Below are 16,776 nucleotides of genomic sequence, written 5' to 3'. Positions count from 1 at the left end.
CACGGCTTTTTCATTTAAGAAATATTGTTCATCGCTTGTTGTTGTAATAAAAATCCTTATATTCGTGCGCAGCGATGCTGAAGCACCGCCTTAGGTGTTTCTTCTTATCGTTCATTTTTATTTTTTTATAGGCGGAATTCAATAGTGGTATGATGTTTCTATTGTCTTCCGCCTTTGTTTTTGCGATAGCAAAAATACGATTTATTTCCCTGATATACAACTTTTTACGCATAATACTACTAAAGAAGAAACACCTTGACTGTCTTCGTGGCAGCATCCTGACTCATTTGAGAAAATTTGTATCCTCAGTCCCTGAATACCGCAGAACAAGCAGGGGAAACTTCAAGCACAAACTTGAAGACATACTCACGCTTGTCATATTGGGGAGGCTCAGCAAGTGTATTACCAGGGCTGAAATACTTCAATTTGGCAAACATCACTTAAAACGCCTGCAGGGGAAAGGGCTATTCCCGTATGGGCTACCCTCAGCAGCTACGCTTTGCCGTGTGTTTCAAAGCATAGACGATGAAAAGATGGCTGAGCGCATGTCTGCTTTTGCAGATGTTTTCCGCAAGGAAATATCCACTTCGGCAACTGATATCATTTGTATTGATGGCAAGGCCATGCGGGGTACCTTGTACGACAACGGACGTAACCCTGATATCGTCTCTGCCTACTCACTTGGTTCGGGCCTTACTTTGGCTACTGATATTTGCAAGGAGAAAAGTAATGAAATCAAATCCGTGCCCCGGTTATTGGACAAACTGGACGTGTCAGGATGTGTAGTCACAGCAGACGCCATGTCATTCCAAAAGGTAATAATAGACAAGATTAGAGATAAAGGAGCAGACTTCGTGATCGAACTCAAGGCGAATCAAAGGTCTTTGCGCTATGGGCTTGAAGATTCTATAAAGACCGCCACCCCGACTGATGTCTACAAGGAAGGTCCATACTTGGAACACGGCAGGATTGAGTCAAGGATATGCCGTATATACCGTGGGGAAGAACTTATTGTGGACAGGGAAAAATGGAATGGCAATTTGACAGTTATAGAAATACTCACATCTACCGAAAAAAAGTCCGATGGCAGGAGTACATTTGAACAGCGACTCTATATTTCAAGCCTGGATAGCAGTGCAGAGCGGCTTAGTCAGATAACCAAACAGCATTGGGCTATTGAAAGCATGCACTGGGATCTTGACCGCAATCTCCGGCAGGACAGCATAAAGCGTAAGGCTGAACGGGCGGCCAGGAATCTGGACACAATTCAAAGGATGGTGTTGGCATTGATTGCCGTTTGGAAGAACAGAAGGAAAAAAATATCAGATAAGCAAAAGGGTACAGCTGAGATAATAAGGGAACTATCGGTAAGCTTCACTAACGTGTTGCATTTTTTGGCTCAAAAATGAGAAAAATTTAGATTTGACATATTCGTAACGCATTGATTACCAACAACGGGATACCCGCCCATGCCGCACTGGCATGGGTAGGGGGATTGTACCCCTAAATCAAAACTTAAATGAAAAAGCCGTGTTTATTCTTCAGGCTTTTTAAAACTAAACTTATCAAGCTCTATTTTCTGTACCACCACATTCTTAGATTTTCGATATTTTCCCAGGATTTTGCTTGCTTCCTTTTCCAACTTATTTAGATTATCTGAGAAATAGATCATGCAAGTACTGTTCGGTTGCAATGAATTAAACTCCAGATAATTCTTTAATTGATAACTATACTGATCACGATGAGGAAGAAACCCATCCTTACCAAGTTTCACACTATCCAATTTTTGAATTTCAGTAAAATAAACAATCGTATCTGTAAATGATGCACCCACTCCAAATGCATACACAGATTTTCCATGATCTTTCTTCATTGAAAAGGCAGAGCACACAGCAAACACCACTGTTACCGCAAATAGTATTTTTACAAATCTCATATTCTATAATTTTTATGGTGACAAAGGTAACAAAAAAGAAGAAATTTCCTCTATTTATATACAAGAAATAGCATTTCTACTCAAATATCCATAACAATAAAGGTTTCTTTGCCACCTTTAGTAACTTATCTGCCTCTTTCATCACACTATCGCAAATCACAGGACATCCTTCACTTATCCCCAAAGCAAGATAGGAAGGATATACTTCTTCAGCCGGCACAGGAGTATATGAATGTAACACAACATAACGTTTAAAGGCATTGCTATTTGTCTTTTCCAGTCCATGCAACTTATAGTGCACATTTATACCCCATTTACTATACGACCGTGAACCAACTTTATATTTTCCCAAAGAAGAGCAATGACTTCCCTCCACATTACTATAAACAGGCTTATCTATAGTACTTTTCATACCATACCCATGCGCGCAAAGACTTGCACATTTCACTGAATCTCCTTTAAAATCCCATATAAAAAAACGATATTTACCCGAATGAATACTAAAATCCACCAAGAAGCAATAATGGAGATCAAAACCCTTTTCCTTACAATACATCTTAGCCTCAACCGCCTTTTCTTTCAAGCGTTGTTCTACTCCTGACGATACATATATAGGTTCCGCACCTTTCACATAAGCCACATAACCAATTTCCAAAATCAAGAAAACAAAAATAAGCCTCATTATATTCTTCATAAAATCCATAGCATAAGATAATCCTGACAAAGATATAAATAAAAAAGCCACATAAGTACTTCTTCAAACGAAGAATGCAACTTATGCAGCTTAAATTCTTTTTTCTTTTTAGAAACTGATATTTCTTACTTATCCCAAGTAAGATTTGAGCAATTTACTACGATTACTTTGTCTTAGTCTTCTAATTGCTTTTTCTTTAATCTGACGAACGCGCTCACGTGTGAGACCAAACTTATCGCCGATTTCTTCTAATGTCATTTCTTGTTGTCCGATACCGAAAAACATCTGAATGATTTCTTTTTCCCTATCGGTTAACGTAGAAAGAGCTCTATCAATTTCCCTCGCAAGAGACTCATTAACAAGAGAACGGTCCGCCATAGGCGAATCATCGTTTACCAGCACATCCAGCAAGCTGTTATCCTCTCCTTCCACAAAAGGTGCGTCCACCGAAATATGACGGCCGGATACTTTCAATGTATCAGAGATTTTATCAACCGGAATTTCCAATTCATCTGCCAATTCTTCTGGAGACGGACGCCGTTCATTTTCCTGTTCGAACTTAGAGAAGGCTTTGCTAATTTTATTAAGCGAGCCCACTTGGTTCAAAGGAAGACGGACGATACGTGACTGTTCTGCCAATGCTTGAAGAATAGATTGGCGAATCCACCATACAGCATAACTGATAAATTTAAATCCACGTGTTTCATCAAACTTTTCGGCAGCTTTGATCAGTCCTAAATTGCCCTCATTAATTAAGTCAGGCAAACTCAAACCTTGGTTCTGGTACTGCTTAGCTACAGATACGACGAAACGAAGATTGGCACGTGTCAATTTCTCCAACGCCACACGGTCACCCTTACGAATGCGCTGAGCGAGTTCTACCTCTTCTTCTACAGTAATAAGGTCTTCACGACCGATTTCCTGCAAATACTTGTCAAGAGAAGCACTCTCTCTGTTAGTGATACTTTTGGTAATCTTTAGTTGTCTCATTCCTTAAAAACAGATTTGGTGGGCAAAGTTACGACAATTTATTTGTTAATAAGCAAATTTTCGCAACTTTTTCACTATATTTTTCAACCATTAAAACAAAAAGGATGTCAGCAGGTTGATTGCCGACATCCTTTTTTCTAATTCATTAGCTTATCTTACAATCTTATTACCTAACTGAAAACTATTCTTGTGTCAAATCTACAGCAAAATATCCACGTTTACCAGAAGGGAACACACCAGTCAGGAACAATACCTGATTTGGAGACTTCACAGCAGCTTTCATTACTTCTTCCAAATCACTGACTTTACGCATCGGTTGATCGTTTGCTTTCAGAATAATGAAACCTTTACGCACTCCGGCATCATCCATCTTACCAGAAGAAACTCCCGTTACTTGCAGACCATAACCCAAGTTCAATTGTTTTTTCAAATCATCCGGTAATTCTTTGAAAGCAGCACCTAGAATTTCCATTCCAGCCTCTTTTACTATCTTAGTAGTACCCTGTTCATTCTTCAAAGTAACATCAACAGATTTTTCTTTCTTGTCACGAATCAACTTCACACTTACTTTATCACCCGGACGATGTTTAGCAATAGCTTCCTGCAAGTCAGCCATATTCTTCACCTTCTTATTGTCCAGACCGATAATCACGTCATCTACTTTTATGTCAGCTCCGGCAGCAGAACCACCATCAACGATCTCTCTAACCCATACACCTTCAACTACACCTAGTTCTTTAGCTTTATCACCCAGCGTCTTACCGGATTTATCAATCGGCTGTTTATCGTCCATCAAACTGCTACCGATAGGAGAACCACTAATACCAAGCAATGCACGTTGTACAGTTCCATATTGTTTCAAGTCAGCAATAACTTTCGTCATAATGCTGGTTGGAATAGCAAAACCGTATCCGGCATAGGCCCCAGTTGGTGAAGAAAGGACTGAGTTAATACCCACCAATTCACCTTTGGCATTAACCAAAGCACCACCACTATTACCTTGATTGATAGCAGCATCCGTTTGAATAAATGATTCAATACCCTTATTATATACTCCTAATGAACGAGCCTTTGCACTTACGATACCGGCAGTTACAGTAGAGTTAAGATTGAATGGATTACCTACTGCCAATACCCACTCTCCTACTTTCAGTGCCTCAGAATCGCCTACCGGAATCGTAGGCAGATCATCACCTTCCACTTTTACCAATGCAAGGTCAGTACTTGGATCGGTACCAATGATCCGTCCTTTATACTCACGGTTATCATTCAACTTCACGATAATTTCATCAGCTCCTTCAATTACATGATTATTCGTTACGATATATCCGTCTTTGGAAATAATGACTCCGGAACCAAATCCTACACGAGGCTGAGATTGTATCTGACGCTGCTGTCTTCCACCGCCACCAAATATATCCCCAAATATTTCAGCAAAAGGATCACGCACGTCTACTGTTTGCGTTTTAGCTTCTTGAGTAGATCTTATATGTACGACAGCATGAAGTGAATTTTCTGCAGCTTGTGTCAGATCAACGGGCTGAGCATTAATTGCATCAAAAGCAGCCAATTTCACATTAGGATTCTGCTGAAAAATCTCATTAAATGAGGTTTCTTTCGCAGAATCGTTGGATTGCAACAATTTATAAGTTGTCAATCCTGCAACTCCTGAGCTAAAAAGAACAATTGCTCCTACTCCCAGAATGTTTTTTGTTGTCTGTTTCATGATTTATAAATCTTTTAAATGTTAATATTCGATATTGTTTTAACTTTTACGACGTTAAAATAATAACAAATTCCGTTCACTTATTTCACTTGTCACTCTTTTTTGTCCTCTTTTAACAGAGAATATTTAGAGCTTAACAGCACTTAACGACAACACCTGACAAATTTACATTCATTGTATGACAGCCATCTTTAACACTCTGACATTCATTCCGTAAGACTAGAGTCTGACAACTCCGATCCCCGGCAAATCATTCAAGGTAATCTTCCCTTTTACTACCTCAACACCTTTGAAGCGGTCATTAGAGATAAGCAGATTGCCATCCAGATCAGCAAAATCAACCAATGGAGAAAATTGCGCTGCTGCAGATATAGCACATGACGTTTCTGTCATACACCCCACCATTACCCGCATCCCAAGTGCGTGTGCCAAAGTTACCATCTTCCAGGCTTCCCGCATTCCTGCACATTTCATCAACTTTATATTAATCCCTGTAAATGCACCTTTCAAAGCTGCGACATCTCCCAACCGTTGCAACGACTCATCAGCAAACACAGGCAACGGACTATGCTGCGTCACCCAAGCTATGTCATCCAATTGCTCCTTCGGCATAGGTTGTTCTATCATCACAATCCCTTTCTCTTTCAACCAATGAATCATATCAAGTGCATATTGGCGGTCTTTCCATCCCTGATTTGCATCTATTGCTATCGGAAGATCAGTCACAGAACGAATGGTTTCTATCATTTCCTTATCATTATCCCGCCCCAGTTTCACCTTTAATATATTAAACAGATCTGCACACTCTTTTGTTTTCGCACGCACCACATCCGGTGTATCAATGCCAATCGTATAAGTAGTAGAAGGTGCTTTTTCTTTATTCAGTCCCCATATTTTATACCAAGGAGCTCCCAGCAGTTTTCCTACCAGATCATGAAGAGCGATATCCACCGCCGCTTTGGCAGCTGTATCACCTGGGGACAAGCTATCAATGTATGACAAAATGTCTTCTAACTGAAACGGATCGTTGAACTGTTCCAAATCCACTTTCTTTAGAAAGCTCATAACCGACTCTACCGTCTGTCCCAGATAAGGAGGCATAGAAGCTTCTCCGTATCCTATTACCCCTTCATATTCTATTTCGACCTGCACGTCCGGCGTAGTAGTTCGCGAATAAGTAGCTACTGTGAATACATGCCTCAATTTCAACTCATATGGAAAAAAGGTCATTTTCATTTTTCCCCCTATTCCTTTCCTATTAATATTAAAGGTAGAAGGAACCGACTTTCCAGCCAATGCCTGACGCACAAATAGTCCGGAACCTAAAGTAACCAAAGCTGCAGTTTTCAAAAAATCTCTTCTATTTTTCATACCATCAATAGAGCATTAAGAACGAATATCAGAAAATGGACTACGAATATGTACAATCACCTCATCGATCCATCATCCAATTTTCCATTATTCAGTTATAATAAGGATTGTGATCTGTCGTATTCATTCCTTTTTCCTTATTTATATAAGGTAAGAAACGAACTGCAAAAAGCAATCTTCCTGTATTGAACTCGTCATAGTCACTATCTTTAGGATCAAAACTATTAATATGCACATCTCCTAAAGCATGAATAAACTTCCTATTTCCAAGATAAATACCCACGTGAGAGACACCTTCCTTACGATCTGCCGTAGCCTTCCGACCGAAAAAGACTAAATCTCCTCTTTGCACATTCGTAAAATCAGAATCAATCTCGATACGTTCTCCCACATACGCTTGTTGCGACGCATCCCGGGGAATAATAATATCATGCATAAAAAGAACAGTACGTACCATTCCACTGCAATCCACTCCCTTCGAAGAAGTTCCTGCCCACAGATATGGAATCCCCATCATCGAATAAGCAGTTTGAATAATACTTTCCACATCCTGTTTTAAAGAAGCCCTCCATTCTGATTCACGCTTTGAAATAGATTTAGGCAAATAAGCCTGCCGCCCGTCCGGATAAGAAACTTTATAAAAATGTCCTTTGTTTCCCTCCCACTTCAAACGATTTCCTGCCACTACATCCGAAACAACCTGCGAATGTTCATTCGGCTTCTCATATGCAAAACCATAATGAGAAGTCACCACCACCTTTTCCGCACGATTCCACCTATCATATTTCTCTTTAGACATAGGAGTAATCACCATACGATGCACCCATCCGGTATAATCATCCGGCGTTTGAATCTCATACCATCCTGTATATTGCCGTACTTTTACCGGCATTCCCAACAAGGCCTGTGTACTCATTCCCGACGTAAATTCACCTTCCTCACGTAAATTGCAAACAGAAATACGCACTACTCCATAAGCTGAATCCGCTGATATAGACCGTATCTCCTGAGCTTCCAATTCCGTTGTCATAAATGCCAATAAACAACCAAATAAAAATATTATTTTCCTCATTGAATCAATCATTTAATGAAAGCAAAGGTAGAAATTATTTCTATTTATCTCACATTCTTTGGCTAAAACAAAATAAATGACGTATTTTTGCAACCTAAAGCAGTTAGCCGGTTTGTCGCGTGTACGTTTCGTACAGGAGGAAAGTCCGGGCAACAAAGAGCATCCTACTTCCTAACAGAAAGCTGTCCGTGAGGGTAGAGTAACGTAGAAGAAAATAACCGCCGCTTCTTTCGGGAAGAGGTAAGGGTGAGAAGGTGGAGTAAGAGCCCACCAGCCGCATGGCAACATGTCGGGCTGTACGTCTTAGGAGTTGTAAGGTCATGTAAACCGGCGTTATGAGAGCTGCTCGCTCCATGTCGGAGGGTAGACCGCTAAAGTGGCGTGGTGACACGTCACTCAGATAAATGACAGACACCTTAATTTATATAAGGTACAGAACTCGGCTTATAGGCTAACTGCTTTTTCTTCAAATTACAAGTATTCTTTCCGGAAGTAACATCCTACTACTTATTATACGGAACATAGGCTCTATTCATCACATTCAAGGTTTCCGGTATCCATACTCGATAACGAATATCCCCTGACCAAGTATTTCCAGCTGAAGCAAAATCACAAAAATGAACTTGCTTAGGTTGTTTACCTTCTCCCTCAAGATCTGTTCCCAGAACAAGTGGTACTGTATATGACATCCAGTTCCAATCCTTCTTTACCTCCACAGGAATTAAGTCTACATAATTTCCCTCATGAACTACGACCTGTGCCGTTTGATCTACAAAACCATCACCGAAGCGACTGTCACGTGCCAATACAACAGGCCCTTTAACAATAGCAACATGATTATCCTGACGAATCAGCCTTCCTCTCACATCAAGGTTTAGAGTGATCACATCTCCTTTTTCCCACCTGCGGGTAATTTTATAGTAAGTTCCCGGAACTATATCACTCATTTCCTGCTCGTTTACTTTTATAGCATTCTTCTTGCTCCAAGAAGGTATACGCAAAGCCACAGAAAATGTTTCGGGTTTATCTGAATCGATTTTTATGCAAGTTTCTCCTTCCTGAGGATAATTTGTTTCCTGAACGACCCTTACCTTTTTATTGGAAGCCAAAAGAATTTCCGCATTTGAATCTGTGTATAGATTTACAAAAATCGCTTTTCTATCAGAAGATTGCATGAAAGCAAATTGAGGCAAAAGCGCAAAAGCCCGTGGACCATTCGCATTACAACAGTTTATATGCATCCCACATTGCTCTTCTCCGGGGTGCCGCTGACCTTCAAGAGGGCTATACTTTGCTATTTGCGAAGCATCACTTTTCATCGAAGCAAGCAACGAATTATAAGCCGTAATTTCCATTTGGTCGGCATAATACGGATTTCCAGTCAATCTCAACAACGTCTGGCATAGTTTCATCCACGTCATTGTCACACAAGTTTCCATTGTATGATAGGTCGGAATTGTTTGAAGATTTTTCCCATGATACCAACATTCAAACGCACTTCCCGATCCCGCTATATTTATTTCCGTATCCGCAATACTTCTGACTGTTTTCTCTACAGCATTCAAATACAAAGAATCATTTGTCAGTTTATAAATTTCGAGCAATCCCTCATAACAAGACATCATCTCATAAGCTTTCTGACCGTTTTTTGTACCGAACCAAGTCTCATTCATAGAAGAAGGATGCGGAAATCTGTCTCCAACCGGAATCCCTTCCATCGCTTTGCTAATTAACTTAGGACCGGTAGCTGTCTCCCACTGCCCTACAATATACTTTGCAAATTCAAGATATCGTACATCCCCCGTTCTGCGATATAAGAAAACGATAGGCTCCAATACACTACAGCTAGCCATTCCATAATAATTACCTGTAGATACAATATCAACCTTATCCGGTCCCACTTGAGTCATCAAGTGATCCGCAGCTTTCTTACATGCAGAAAGTACTTTTTTATCTCCGGTTAAATCATAATAAGCCAGCAGTCCCAGCATGGAGTATTTTCGTCCCCAAATATCCCATTGTTGGAGCTGTGCATCCGGAGAATAATTGCCAATATAACCATCCGAAGATTGTGATTCAATCAAACCTGTCACCCCTTTTTGAATAGAATCCAATAATACCGGATTTTGAGTATATCTGTATGACAGGACAGCTCCTAACAACCATTTACCTAAGAACTCACTTTGCCAACGATACGTTTCCGTCTTATGATAAAAAGGAGTTATAAGATGATGTACATCCTGCCCCATTACCCGCTTATTAATACAAGCATTAATCTTCTCTCCCATATAATCCCCTATCTTGACTGAAGAAGGATTTCCATCAATCAGTAAATCGCCAGCAACCGCCTTAACAATGTTTGACTGTGCCAACAAGTCCGGTAAAAACAAATATGGGACAGGATTTATTCCCAATAAAAAAAACAAAATAAAGAGGTGTGCCTTCATAATATTCAATGATATTTGAGTTGATTCTGCTAAATTTTCTCCTTCCACAAGAATGATTGGAAACAATAAATTCGCAGAAACTGTTTATTATTCAACAATACCTAAAAGTCTGATTTACAACCAAATTAAATTATTATAATGGAAACAAAATTAATAAACTTATATGAAATGTCCAAACTATCCGATAAGATTTTTCTGACGTGCAACATTAGTATCCACATTTAATTTACTATCTTTGTCCAAGTTTCATTCCTAAAATATCTCATCGCAAATAATGAAAAAAAGAATCACTGATATATGGAAATTCCTCACGTATGACATTTGGCGCATTACGGAAGATGAAGTGACCAGAACAAAATTTTCGCTCTATAACATTATAAAAACCATCTATCTTTGCATCAACCGTTTTACTAAAGACCGATTGGTAAATAAAGCATCGGCACTGACATACAGCACCCTTTTAGCAATTGTCCCTATTTTGGCAATCCTGTTTGCTGTAGCACGCGGTTTTGGTTTCGATAACCTCATGGAATACCAATTCCGCAGTGGATTCGGTGGTAACATAGAAACGACAGAAGCCATTCTTTCATTCGTTAATTCCTACTTATCACAAACCAAAGGAGGTGTTTTCATTGGCGTAGGTTTGGTCATGTTATTATGGACCGTCATCAATCTGGTCAGCAATATAGAAATCACATTCAACCGAATTTGGGAAATTAAGAAAGCACGTTCCATGTATCGCAAGATAACGGACTACTTTTCCATGTTCCTACTCATGCCTGTCCTGATTGTGGTATCGGGCGGTCTTTCTATATTTATGAGTACTATATTAAAGCAAATGGCAGACTTCGTACTTCTCGCTCCTGTTCTGAAGTTTTTGATACGGCTCATCCCTTTTGCTTTAACCTGGCTCATGTTCACAGGACTATATATTTTTATGCCCAACACAAAAGTAAAGTTCAAACATGCACTTATTTCCGGTATTTTGGCAGGTACTGCTTATCAAGCATTCCAATTTCTATACATCAACAGCCAGTTATGGGTATCAAAATACAATGCTATTTACGGTAGCTTTGCTGCCCTGCCTATGTTCCTGTTATGGCTACAAATTTCCTGGACGATCTGTTTATTCGGTGCGGAACTTACATACGCCGGACAAAACATCCGAAATTTCAGTTTTGATCAAGACACCCGAAACATCAGCCGGCGTTACAGAGACTTCATCTCTATATTGATCATGTCTCTTATTGCCAAACGTTTTGAGCGCAACGAACCTCCTTACACAGCTGCACAAATATCGGAAGAACATCAAATCCCGATCCGGCTAACCAATCAAGTACTCTATCAGTTGCAAGAGATTGAACTGATCCACGAAGTAGCAACCGACGAAAAAAGCCAAGACATTGCTTACCAACCCTCCATGGATATTAACCAACTGAATGTAGCGATACTGCTTGATCGTCTCGACACGTATGGCTCCGAAAACTTCAAAATAGATAAAGATGAAGAGTTTAATGACGAGTGGAAAGTATTGACCGAATCCAGAGAAGAATATTATAAAAAAGCCAGCAAAGTACTATTGAAAGATTTGTAGCATCCAACAGTACAGAACAAGAAAAAAATATCAAAACACAATTATAACAATCTAAGAAATGAAAAAATTACTTCTAAGTGCACTTACCCTGTGCATTGCGGGCACAATTGCCGCACAAGAATCTCCTTTGTGGATGCGTTATTGTACGATCTCCCCGGATGGAACTACCATTGCATTCACTTATAAAGGAGATATCTATACAGTACCATCGACCGGAGGACAAGCTACACAAATCACAACCAATCCTGCCTATGACACTACTCCGATATGGAGTCCTGACGGAAAACAGATTGCTTTTGCTTCCGACCGTATGGGAAGTATGGATGTGTTCATCGTATCAAGCGAAGGAGGAACTCCCCAACGGCTGACCACCTATTCAGGTAGTGAAAAGCCTGTCGCATTTAAAGACGATACACATCTTTTATTCACTACATACCTCATGCCTGCTGCCGAAGATGCCGGATTTCCCTCGGGACAGTTTCAACAGATCTATGAAGTTGCCACCACAGGAGGACGTCCCGTCATGTTCTCTTCTATGCCTATGGAAAGCATTTCCATCAACAAAGACGGAGCTATGCTTTATCATGATAAAAAAGGATACGAAGACTACTGGCGTAAACATCATGTATCTCCCATTGCCCGGGATGTTTGGATGTATACCCCCAATGCAACTCCCGCCTATCAGAAACAAACCACTTTCGGCGGCGAAGATCGTGAACCGGTTTGGGCTCCCGACGGAAAGTCTTTCTATTATTTAAGTGAAGAAAAAGGTTCTTTCAACGTTTTCCAACGTACGCCCGGAGCTACGACTTCCAAACAAATCACCTCTCATAGCAAACACCCTGTACGCTTTCTTAGTGTAGCCGATAACAACAAATTATGTTATGGTTACGATGGTGAAATTTACACACTTCTCCCTGGTAAACAACCACAAAAAGTCAAAGTATCCATTCTGGCAGATAAGAATGACAAAGACGTTATCCGCCAAATCAGCTCATACGGTGCTACGGATATTGCTATCTCTCCCCAAGGAAAGGAAGTTGCATTTATTCTGCGGGGCGATGTATATGTTACCTCCATCGAATATAAAACAACGAAACAAATTACCAATACTCCGGAACAAGAACGTAACATAGACTTTGCTCCTGACGGACGTACCCTCGTTTATTCTTCGGAGCGCAATGGTCTCTGGCAACTATACACTTCAACTATCGTACGTGAAGATGAAAAACAATTCACTTATGCTACTGAATTGAAGGAAGAGCGACTGACTAATTCCGATGTTGCCTCTTTCCAACCTAAATATAGTCCTGACGGCAAAGAGATTGCTTTCCTTGAAAATCGTACCGCTATCCGCATTATCAACCTGAAAAATAAAGCCGTACGTACTGTAATGGATGCCAAATACCAATATTCTTATGCCGATGGCGACCAATGGTTTCAATGGAGCCCCGATAGCAAATGGCTTCTCTCCGGCTTTATCGGTACAGGCGGTTGGAATAATAAAGACGTCGTCTTACTGAACGCAGACGGAAAAAGTGAAATGGTCAACCTAACCGAAAGCGGTTATAGCGACGGGAATGCCAAATGGGTATTAGGCGGCAAAGCAATGATATGGAACAGCGATCGCTCCGGCTATCGCAGCCATGGCAGTTGGGGAAGTGAAGATGATACTTACATCATGTTCTTTGACGCAGATACCTACAACCGATTCACGCTGAACAAAGAAGACTTGGCACTACTTGAAGAAGCGGATAAGATTGAAAAACAGAAGCAAGAAAAAGAAAAGGCTGAAAAAGAGAAAGCCGAGAAAGAAAAAGCGGAAAAAGAGAAAAAGAAAGACGCTAAGAATAAAAAAGAAGATAAGAAAGAGAACGATAAAAAAGGAAGTGACAAAAAAGAAGATTCAGACAAGAAAGAGGAGGAAAAATCATTAACTTTTGATCTGGACAACCGTTTCGACCGTATTGTTCGTTTAACAGTCAATTCTTCACGCCTTGGCGATGCCGTCCTGTCTCCCAAAGGCGATAAGCTCTACTATCTGGCAGCTTTCGAAGGTGGCTATGACCTCTGGGAACATAACTTAAAAGAAAACTTTACCAGAATTCTCATCAAAGGTGTTGGCGGAGGCAAACTAATACCTGACAAAGAAGGTAACAATCTTTTCATGTGCAGCAATGGAGGACTTAAAAAAATAGAACTTGGCGGAAACAGAGTTACTTCAATCAACTTCGAAGCTTTCTTCAATTATCGCCCATACGAAGAACGTTCCTATATTTTCGACCATGTTTATCAGCAAATGAATGATAAGCTCTATGTAGCAGATCTTCAAGGAGTAGACTGGAAAGGATTTAAAAAGGCATACCAGCGTTTCCTGCCGCATATCAACAACAATTATGACTTTGCCGAAATGCTAAGTGAATTTCTCGGTGAAATGAACGCGTCTCATACCGGAGCACGTTATGGAGCTCCAAACTATGCACTTTCCACCGCTGCTTTAGGAGTATTCTATGATGAATCGTATGATGGTGCGGGACTAAAAATAAAGGAAATAATAACACAAAGTCCTTTCACTAAGAAAAAAACAAATGTAAAAGAAGGGTGTATCATCGAAAAGATAGACGGAGTGGCCATCGAAGCCAATAAGGATTACTTCCCACTATTCGAAGGCAAAGTTGGTCGTAAAGTAATACTTACCGTATATGACCCCACTACTAAAAAACGTTTTGAAGAAACCATTAAAGCGATCAGCTACAATGAACAAAATGAATTGCTCTATAAACGTTGGGTAAAACGTTGTGCAAAGAAGGTTGAAGAACTTTCCGGCGGCCGCATTGCATACGTACATTTAAAAGGAATGGATAGTCAAAGCTTCCGTAATATGTACTCCGAGTTATTGGGACGTTACCGTAACAAGGAAGCAGTCATAGTAGATACCCGTCATAATGGTGGAGGATGGCTTCATGACGATGTTGTCACCTTGCTTAGTGGCAAAGAGTACCAACGCTTTGTTCCAAGAGGACAATACATAGGCAGTGATCCTTTCAACAAATGGACGAAAATTTCGTGTATGCTGACTTGTGAGGACAACTATAGTAATGCTCATGGCACTCCATACGTATACAAAACATTAGGAATCGGCAAGTTAATCGGTGCTCCAATAGCAGGAACGATGACTGCTGTATGGTGGGAACAGCAAATAGATCCATCTATTGTATTCGGTATTCCTCAAGTAGGATGTATGGATATGCAAGGTAAATACCTCGAAAATCAGACTCTTCAACCCGATATCCTTGTCTACAATGAACCGGAGGCCAGTTTGAAAGGTGAAGATGCCCAACTTAAGGCAGCCGTAGAGCATCTTTTGAAGGAATTGCCTAAAAAGTAATAAACCGAGAAATAAGAAAAATATTTCAATTACTAACATTAAAGAGCTGAGCTTTCCGATCGGGAAACTTGGCTCTTTGTTGTATTTAATAATCAGGATCATACGTATAGAGAAGTATTACTCAATCCAGATAAACGATACATTACCTTCTTTAATGCTCAACTCACAAATGTATCAGAATTAGATGTATATTTATCCCGACTTTTTTACTACCTTTGCAATGAATCAGTTAAATGTGGAAAAGATATGAAGAAGTCCATAGCTCATTTACCTAAGCAGAAACAGAGTGATTTGTATTATCTAGTACAGAAAGTATTAGAAAAACTACCTGAAACAACAATGATTATTCTATATGGCAGTTATGCCAGAGGAAATTATGTGATATATGATGAAAGAATAGAATTCGGTATCCCCACATCATTTATGAGTGATTATGATATTCTAGTAGTAACGGATGGAATATCAGACAAAAAAGCAGAAATGAAGTTGGATATCGTAGACAAACAATATTACAAAGACCCAGATTTTCAGACACCGGTAGAATTTATCCACGACGATATTAGCAAATTAAACAGCGATTTATCGGAAGGTAGGTATTTTTATACTGACATAAAAAGAGAGGGGATCTTGCTATATGACTCAGGGAAACATAAGTTGGCTAGACGTCGTAAACTTCATTATGATGAGATCAGACAGCAGGCAGAAGAATATTATGGTGAAAAACTTCAAAATGCGGAACGTTTCTTTGAGACATCAAAGTTCCATTATAAAAAAAAGTGGTATAATCTATCCTCTTTTAATCTTCATCAGACATGCGAAAACTTATTTTATGCGGTCCGTCTAACTTTTACTTTAAGAAACAGCAAGCAACACAATCTGACCAAGCTTCTCAGTTCAGTTCGGAAATACTCTCCCGAATTTACCAATATATTCGTATTCCTTGATGCAACAAAAGAAGAAAAACGTCTGTTCAAGTTATTGAAAGCCGCTTACGTAGAAGCCCGCTACAATCCTAATTTTAAAGTGACTAAAAAAGACATTGATAGCCTGACTCAAAAAGTGAATTTACTTTTCGAATTGACCAAACGTATCTGCAATGAACGATTCAATGAATACACACGTAAAAACGAGGAAGAATCAAAATGACATACTGCTATAACTCTCAAAAATAATATTTTCCCCGATGCAGAAAATGTGTGTGATATGTTTTAGCATTCAAAAAAATAGCTATTTTAGTGCTGTATAAAAAGACTCACTCAACTGCGTAATACCTATTACAATTTATTTTGAATTGTAAACTGCCAATCCTTTCGCTGTTAGCAGATATTTTTGTCTTGGATGCTTAGGATTGCTAGGATAGAGCATTACAACAAATCCCTCTTTCATAGCAGGATTCAGATAGTTTGCCATAAAGTTCTCACGATCTTTTAACTTCATGACTGCAAGCATTTCCTTAATTGATAGTTGCTGTTCAGCCAATATATGAATTAAGGATTGTACTGCGATTGAACTTGTCGGGTACTTGCCGGAAGTGGAAACCAAAGAAAGGAAACAAAAA

General features: G+C 39.7%; 12 protein-coding genes and 1 other RNA gene. 5 read left to right on the top strand and 8 right to left on the bottom strand.

The window, feature by feature from the left end; all coding sequences use genetic code 11:
* Positions 1 to 149 precede the first annotated feature (149 nt).
* A complete protein-coding gene (locus tag CZ225_RS08945) occupies positions 150 to 1,409 on the top strand; it encodes an ISAs1 family transposase (RefSeq protein WP_234983026.1) in 1,260 nt (419 codons plus the stop codon).
* Positions 1,410 to 1,534: 125 nt separating this feature from the next.
* On the opposite strand, the gene CZ225_RS08940 is transcribed toward CZ225_RS08945, so the two are convergent.
* The 6 genes from CZ225_RS08940 to CZ225_RS08915 form a co-directional block, all read right to left on the bottom strand.
* Positions 1,535 to 1,936, bottom strand: a complete 402-nt coding sequence (locus tag CZ225_RS08940) for a hypothetical protein (RefSeq protein WP_077153839.1) — start codon at positions 1,934 to 1,936, stop codon at positions 1,535 to 1,537.
* A 76-nt stretch (positions 1,937 to 2,012) separates the two neighbouring features.
* The gene (locus tag CZ225_RS08935; protein WP_077155764.1) at positions 2,013 to 2,639 is read right to left on the bottom strand and encodes a murein L,D-transpeptidase catalytic domain-containing protein; all 627 of its coding nucleotides are present in this window, start codon (positions 2,637 to 2,639) and stop codon (positions 2,013 to 2,015) included.
* 120 nt (positions 2,640 to 2,759) lie between these two features.
* On the bottom strand, positions 2,760 to 3,620 hold the full coding sequence (locus CZ225_RS08930; RefSeq protein ID WP_002561589.1) for a sigma-70 family RNA polymerase sigma factor: 861 nt from the start codon (positions 3,618 to 3,620) through the stop codon (positions 2,760 to 2,762).
* A 181-nt stretch (positions 3,621 to 3,801) separates the two neighbouring features.
* On the bottom strand, positions 3,802 to 5,346 hold the full coding sequence (locus tag CZ225_RS08925) for a trypsin-like peptidase domain-containing protein (RefSeq protein ID WP_077153838.1): 1,545 nt from the start codon (positions 5,344 to 5,346) through the stop codon (positions 3,802 to 3,804).
* 219 nt (positions 5,347 to 5,565) lie between these two features.
* Positions 5,566 to 6,717 (bottom strand): dipeptide epimerase, encoded by a 1,152-nt coding sequence (locus tag CZ225_RS08920; protein WP_077153837.1) that lies wholly within the window; start codon positions 6,715 to 6,717, stop codon positions 5,566 to 5,568.
* A gap of 91 nt (positions 6,718 to 6,808) precedes the next feature.
* Positions 6,809 to 7,789 (bottom strand): C40 family peptidase, encoded by a 981-nt coding sequence (locus CZ225_RS08915; protein ID WP_077155763.1) that lies wholly within the window; start codon positions 7,787 to 7,789, stop codon positions 6,809 to 6,811.
* Positions 7,790 to 7,888: 99 nt separating this feature from the next.
* Here CZ225_RS08915 and rnpB point away from each other — a divergent pair.
* Positions 7,889 to 8,252, top strand: an RNA gene (gene rnpB / locus CZ225_RS08910) — RNase P RNA component class A.
* A 40-nt stretch (positions 8,253 to 8,292) separates the two neighbouring features.
* Here the strand turns inward: rnpB and CZ225_RS08905 are convergent.
* Positions 8,293 to 10,236 carry a glycoside hydrolase family 127 protein gene (locus tag CZ225_RS08905; protein ID WP_077155762.1) on the bottom strand — a complete coding sequence of 648 codons (1,944 nt, stop codon included), beginning with the start codon at positions 10,234 to 10,236 and terminating at the stop codon, positions 8,293 to 8,295.
* A gap of 274 nt (positions 10,237 to 10,510) precedes the next feature.
* Between CZ225_RS08905 and CZ225_RS08900 the strand changes: the two genes are divergently transcribed.
* The 3 genes from CZ225_RS08900 to CZ225_RS08890 all read left to right on the top strand — a co-directional run bounded on the left by CZ225_RS08900 (position 10,511) and on the right by CZ225_RS08890 (position 16,364).
* Positions 10,511 to 11,830, top strand: a complete 1,320-nt coding sequence (locus CZ225_RS08900; protein ID WP_077153836.1) for a YihY/virulence factor BrkB family protein — start codon at positions 10,511 to 10,513, stop codon at positions 11,828 to 11,830.
* Between the two features lie 58 nt (positions 11,831 to 11,888).
* Positions 11,889 to 15,218, top strand: a complete 3,330-nt coding sequence (locus tag CZ225_RS08895; protein WP_077153835.1) for a S41 family peptidase — start codon at positions 11,889 to 11,891, stop codon at positions 15,216 to 15,218.
* A gap of 246 nt (positions 15,219 to 15,464) precedes the next feature.
* Positions 15,465 to 16,364 carry a HEPN domain-containing protein gene (locus CZ225_RS08890; RefSeq protein WP_077153834.1) on the top strand — a complete coding sequence of 300 codons (900 nt, stop codon included), beginning with the start codon at positions 15,465 to 15,467 and terminating at the stop codon, positions 16,362 to 16,364.
* Positions 16,365 to 16,499: 135 nt separating this feature from the next.
* Here CZ225_RS08890 and CZ225_RS24870 read toward each other — a convergent pair whose 3' ends face one another.
* Positions 16,500 to 16,760, bottom strand: coding sequence for a Fic family protein (locus tag CZ225_RS24870; RefSeq protein WP_077153833.1), 261 nt, complete (start codon positions 16,758 to 16,760; stop codon positions 16,500 to 16,502).
* Between the last annotated feature and the right edge of the window lie 16 nt (positions 16,761 to 16,776).

Origin of the sequence: Bacteroides bouchesdurhonensis (genome assembly GCF_900155865.1) — a bacterium.
GTDB lineage: Bacteria > Bacteroidota > Bacteroidia > Bacteroidales > Bacteroidaceae > Bacteroides > Bacteroides bouchesdurhonensis.
Note: the sequence above shows the minus strand (reverse complement) of the source record. Positions and strands in the feature narration are given on the sequence as shown.

Excerpts from the sequence above, each read along its gene's own strand:
- CZ225_RS08945 (WP_234983026.1), top strand. The coding sequence starts at position 150 with ATGATGTTTCTATTGTCTTCCGCCTTTGTTTTTGCGATAGCAAAAATA.
- CZ225_RS08940 (WP_077153839.1), bottom strand. The coding sequence starts at position 1,936 with ATGAGATTTGTAAAAATACTATTTGCGGTAACAGTGGTGTTTGCTGTG.
- CZ225_RS08935 (WP_077155764.1), bottom strand. The coding sequence starts at position 2,639 with ATGGATTTTATGAAGAATATAATGAGGCTTATTTTTGTTTTCTTGATT.
- CZ225_RS08930 (WP_002561589.1), bottom strand. The coding sequence starts at position 3,620 with ATGAGACAACTAAAGATTACCAAAAGTATCACTAACAGAGAGAGTGCT.
- CZ225_RS08925 (WP_077153838.1), bottom strand. The coding sequence starts at position 5,346 with ATGAAACAGACAACAAAAAACATTCTGGGAGTAGGAGCAATTGTTCTT.
- CZ225_RS08920 (WP_077153837.1), bottom strand. The coding sequence starts at position 6,717 with ATGAAAAATAGAAGAGATTTTTTGAAAACTGCAGCTTTGGTTACTTTA.
- CZ225_RS08915 (WP_077155763.1), bottom strand. The coding sequence starts at position 7,789 with ATGAGGAAAATAATATTTTTATTTGGTTGTTTATTGGCATTTATGACA.
- CZ225_RS08905 (WP_077155762.1), bottom strand. The coding sequence starts at position 10,236 with ATGAAGGCACACCTCTTTATTTTGTTTTTTTTATTGGGAATAAATCCT.
- CZ225_RS08900 (WP_077153836.1), top strand. The coding sequence starts at position 10,511 with ATGAAAAAAAGAATCACTGATATATGGAAATTCCTCACGTATGACATT.
- CZ225_RS08895 (WP_077153835.1), top strand. The coding sequence starts at position 11,889 with ATGAAAAAATTACTTCTAAGTGCACTTACCCTGTGCATTGCGGGCACA.
- CZ225_RS08890 (WP_077153834.1), top strand. The coding sequence starts at position 15,465 with ATGAAGAAGTCCATAGCTCATTTACCTAAGCAGAAACAGAGTGATTTG.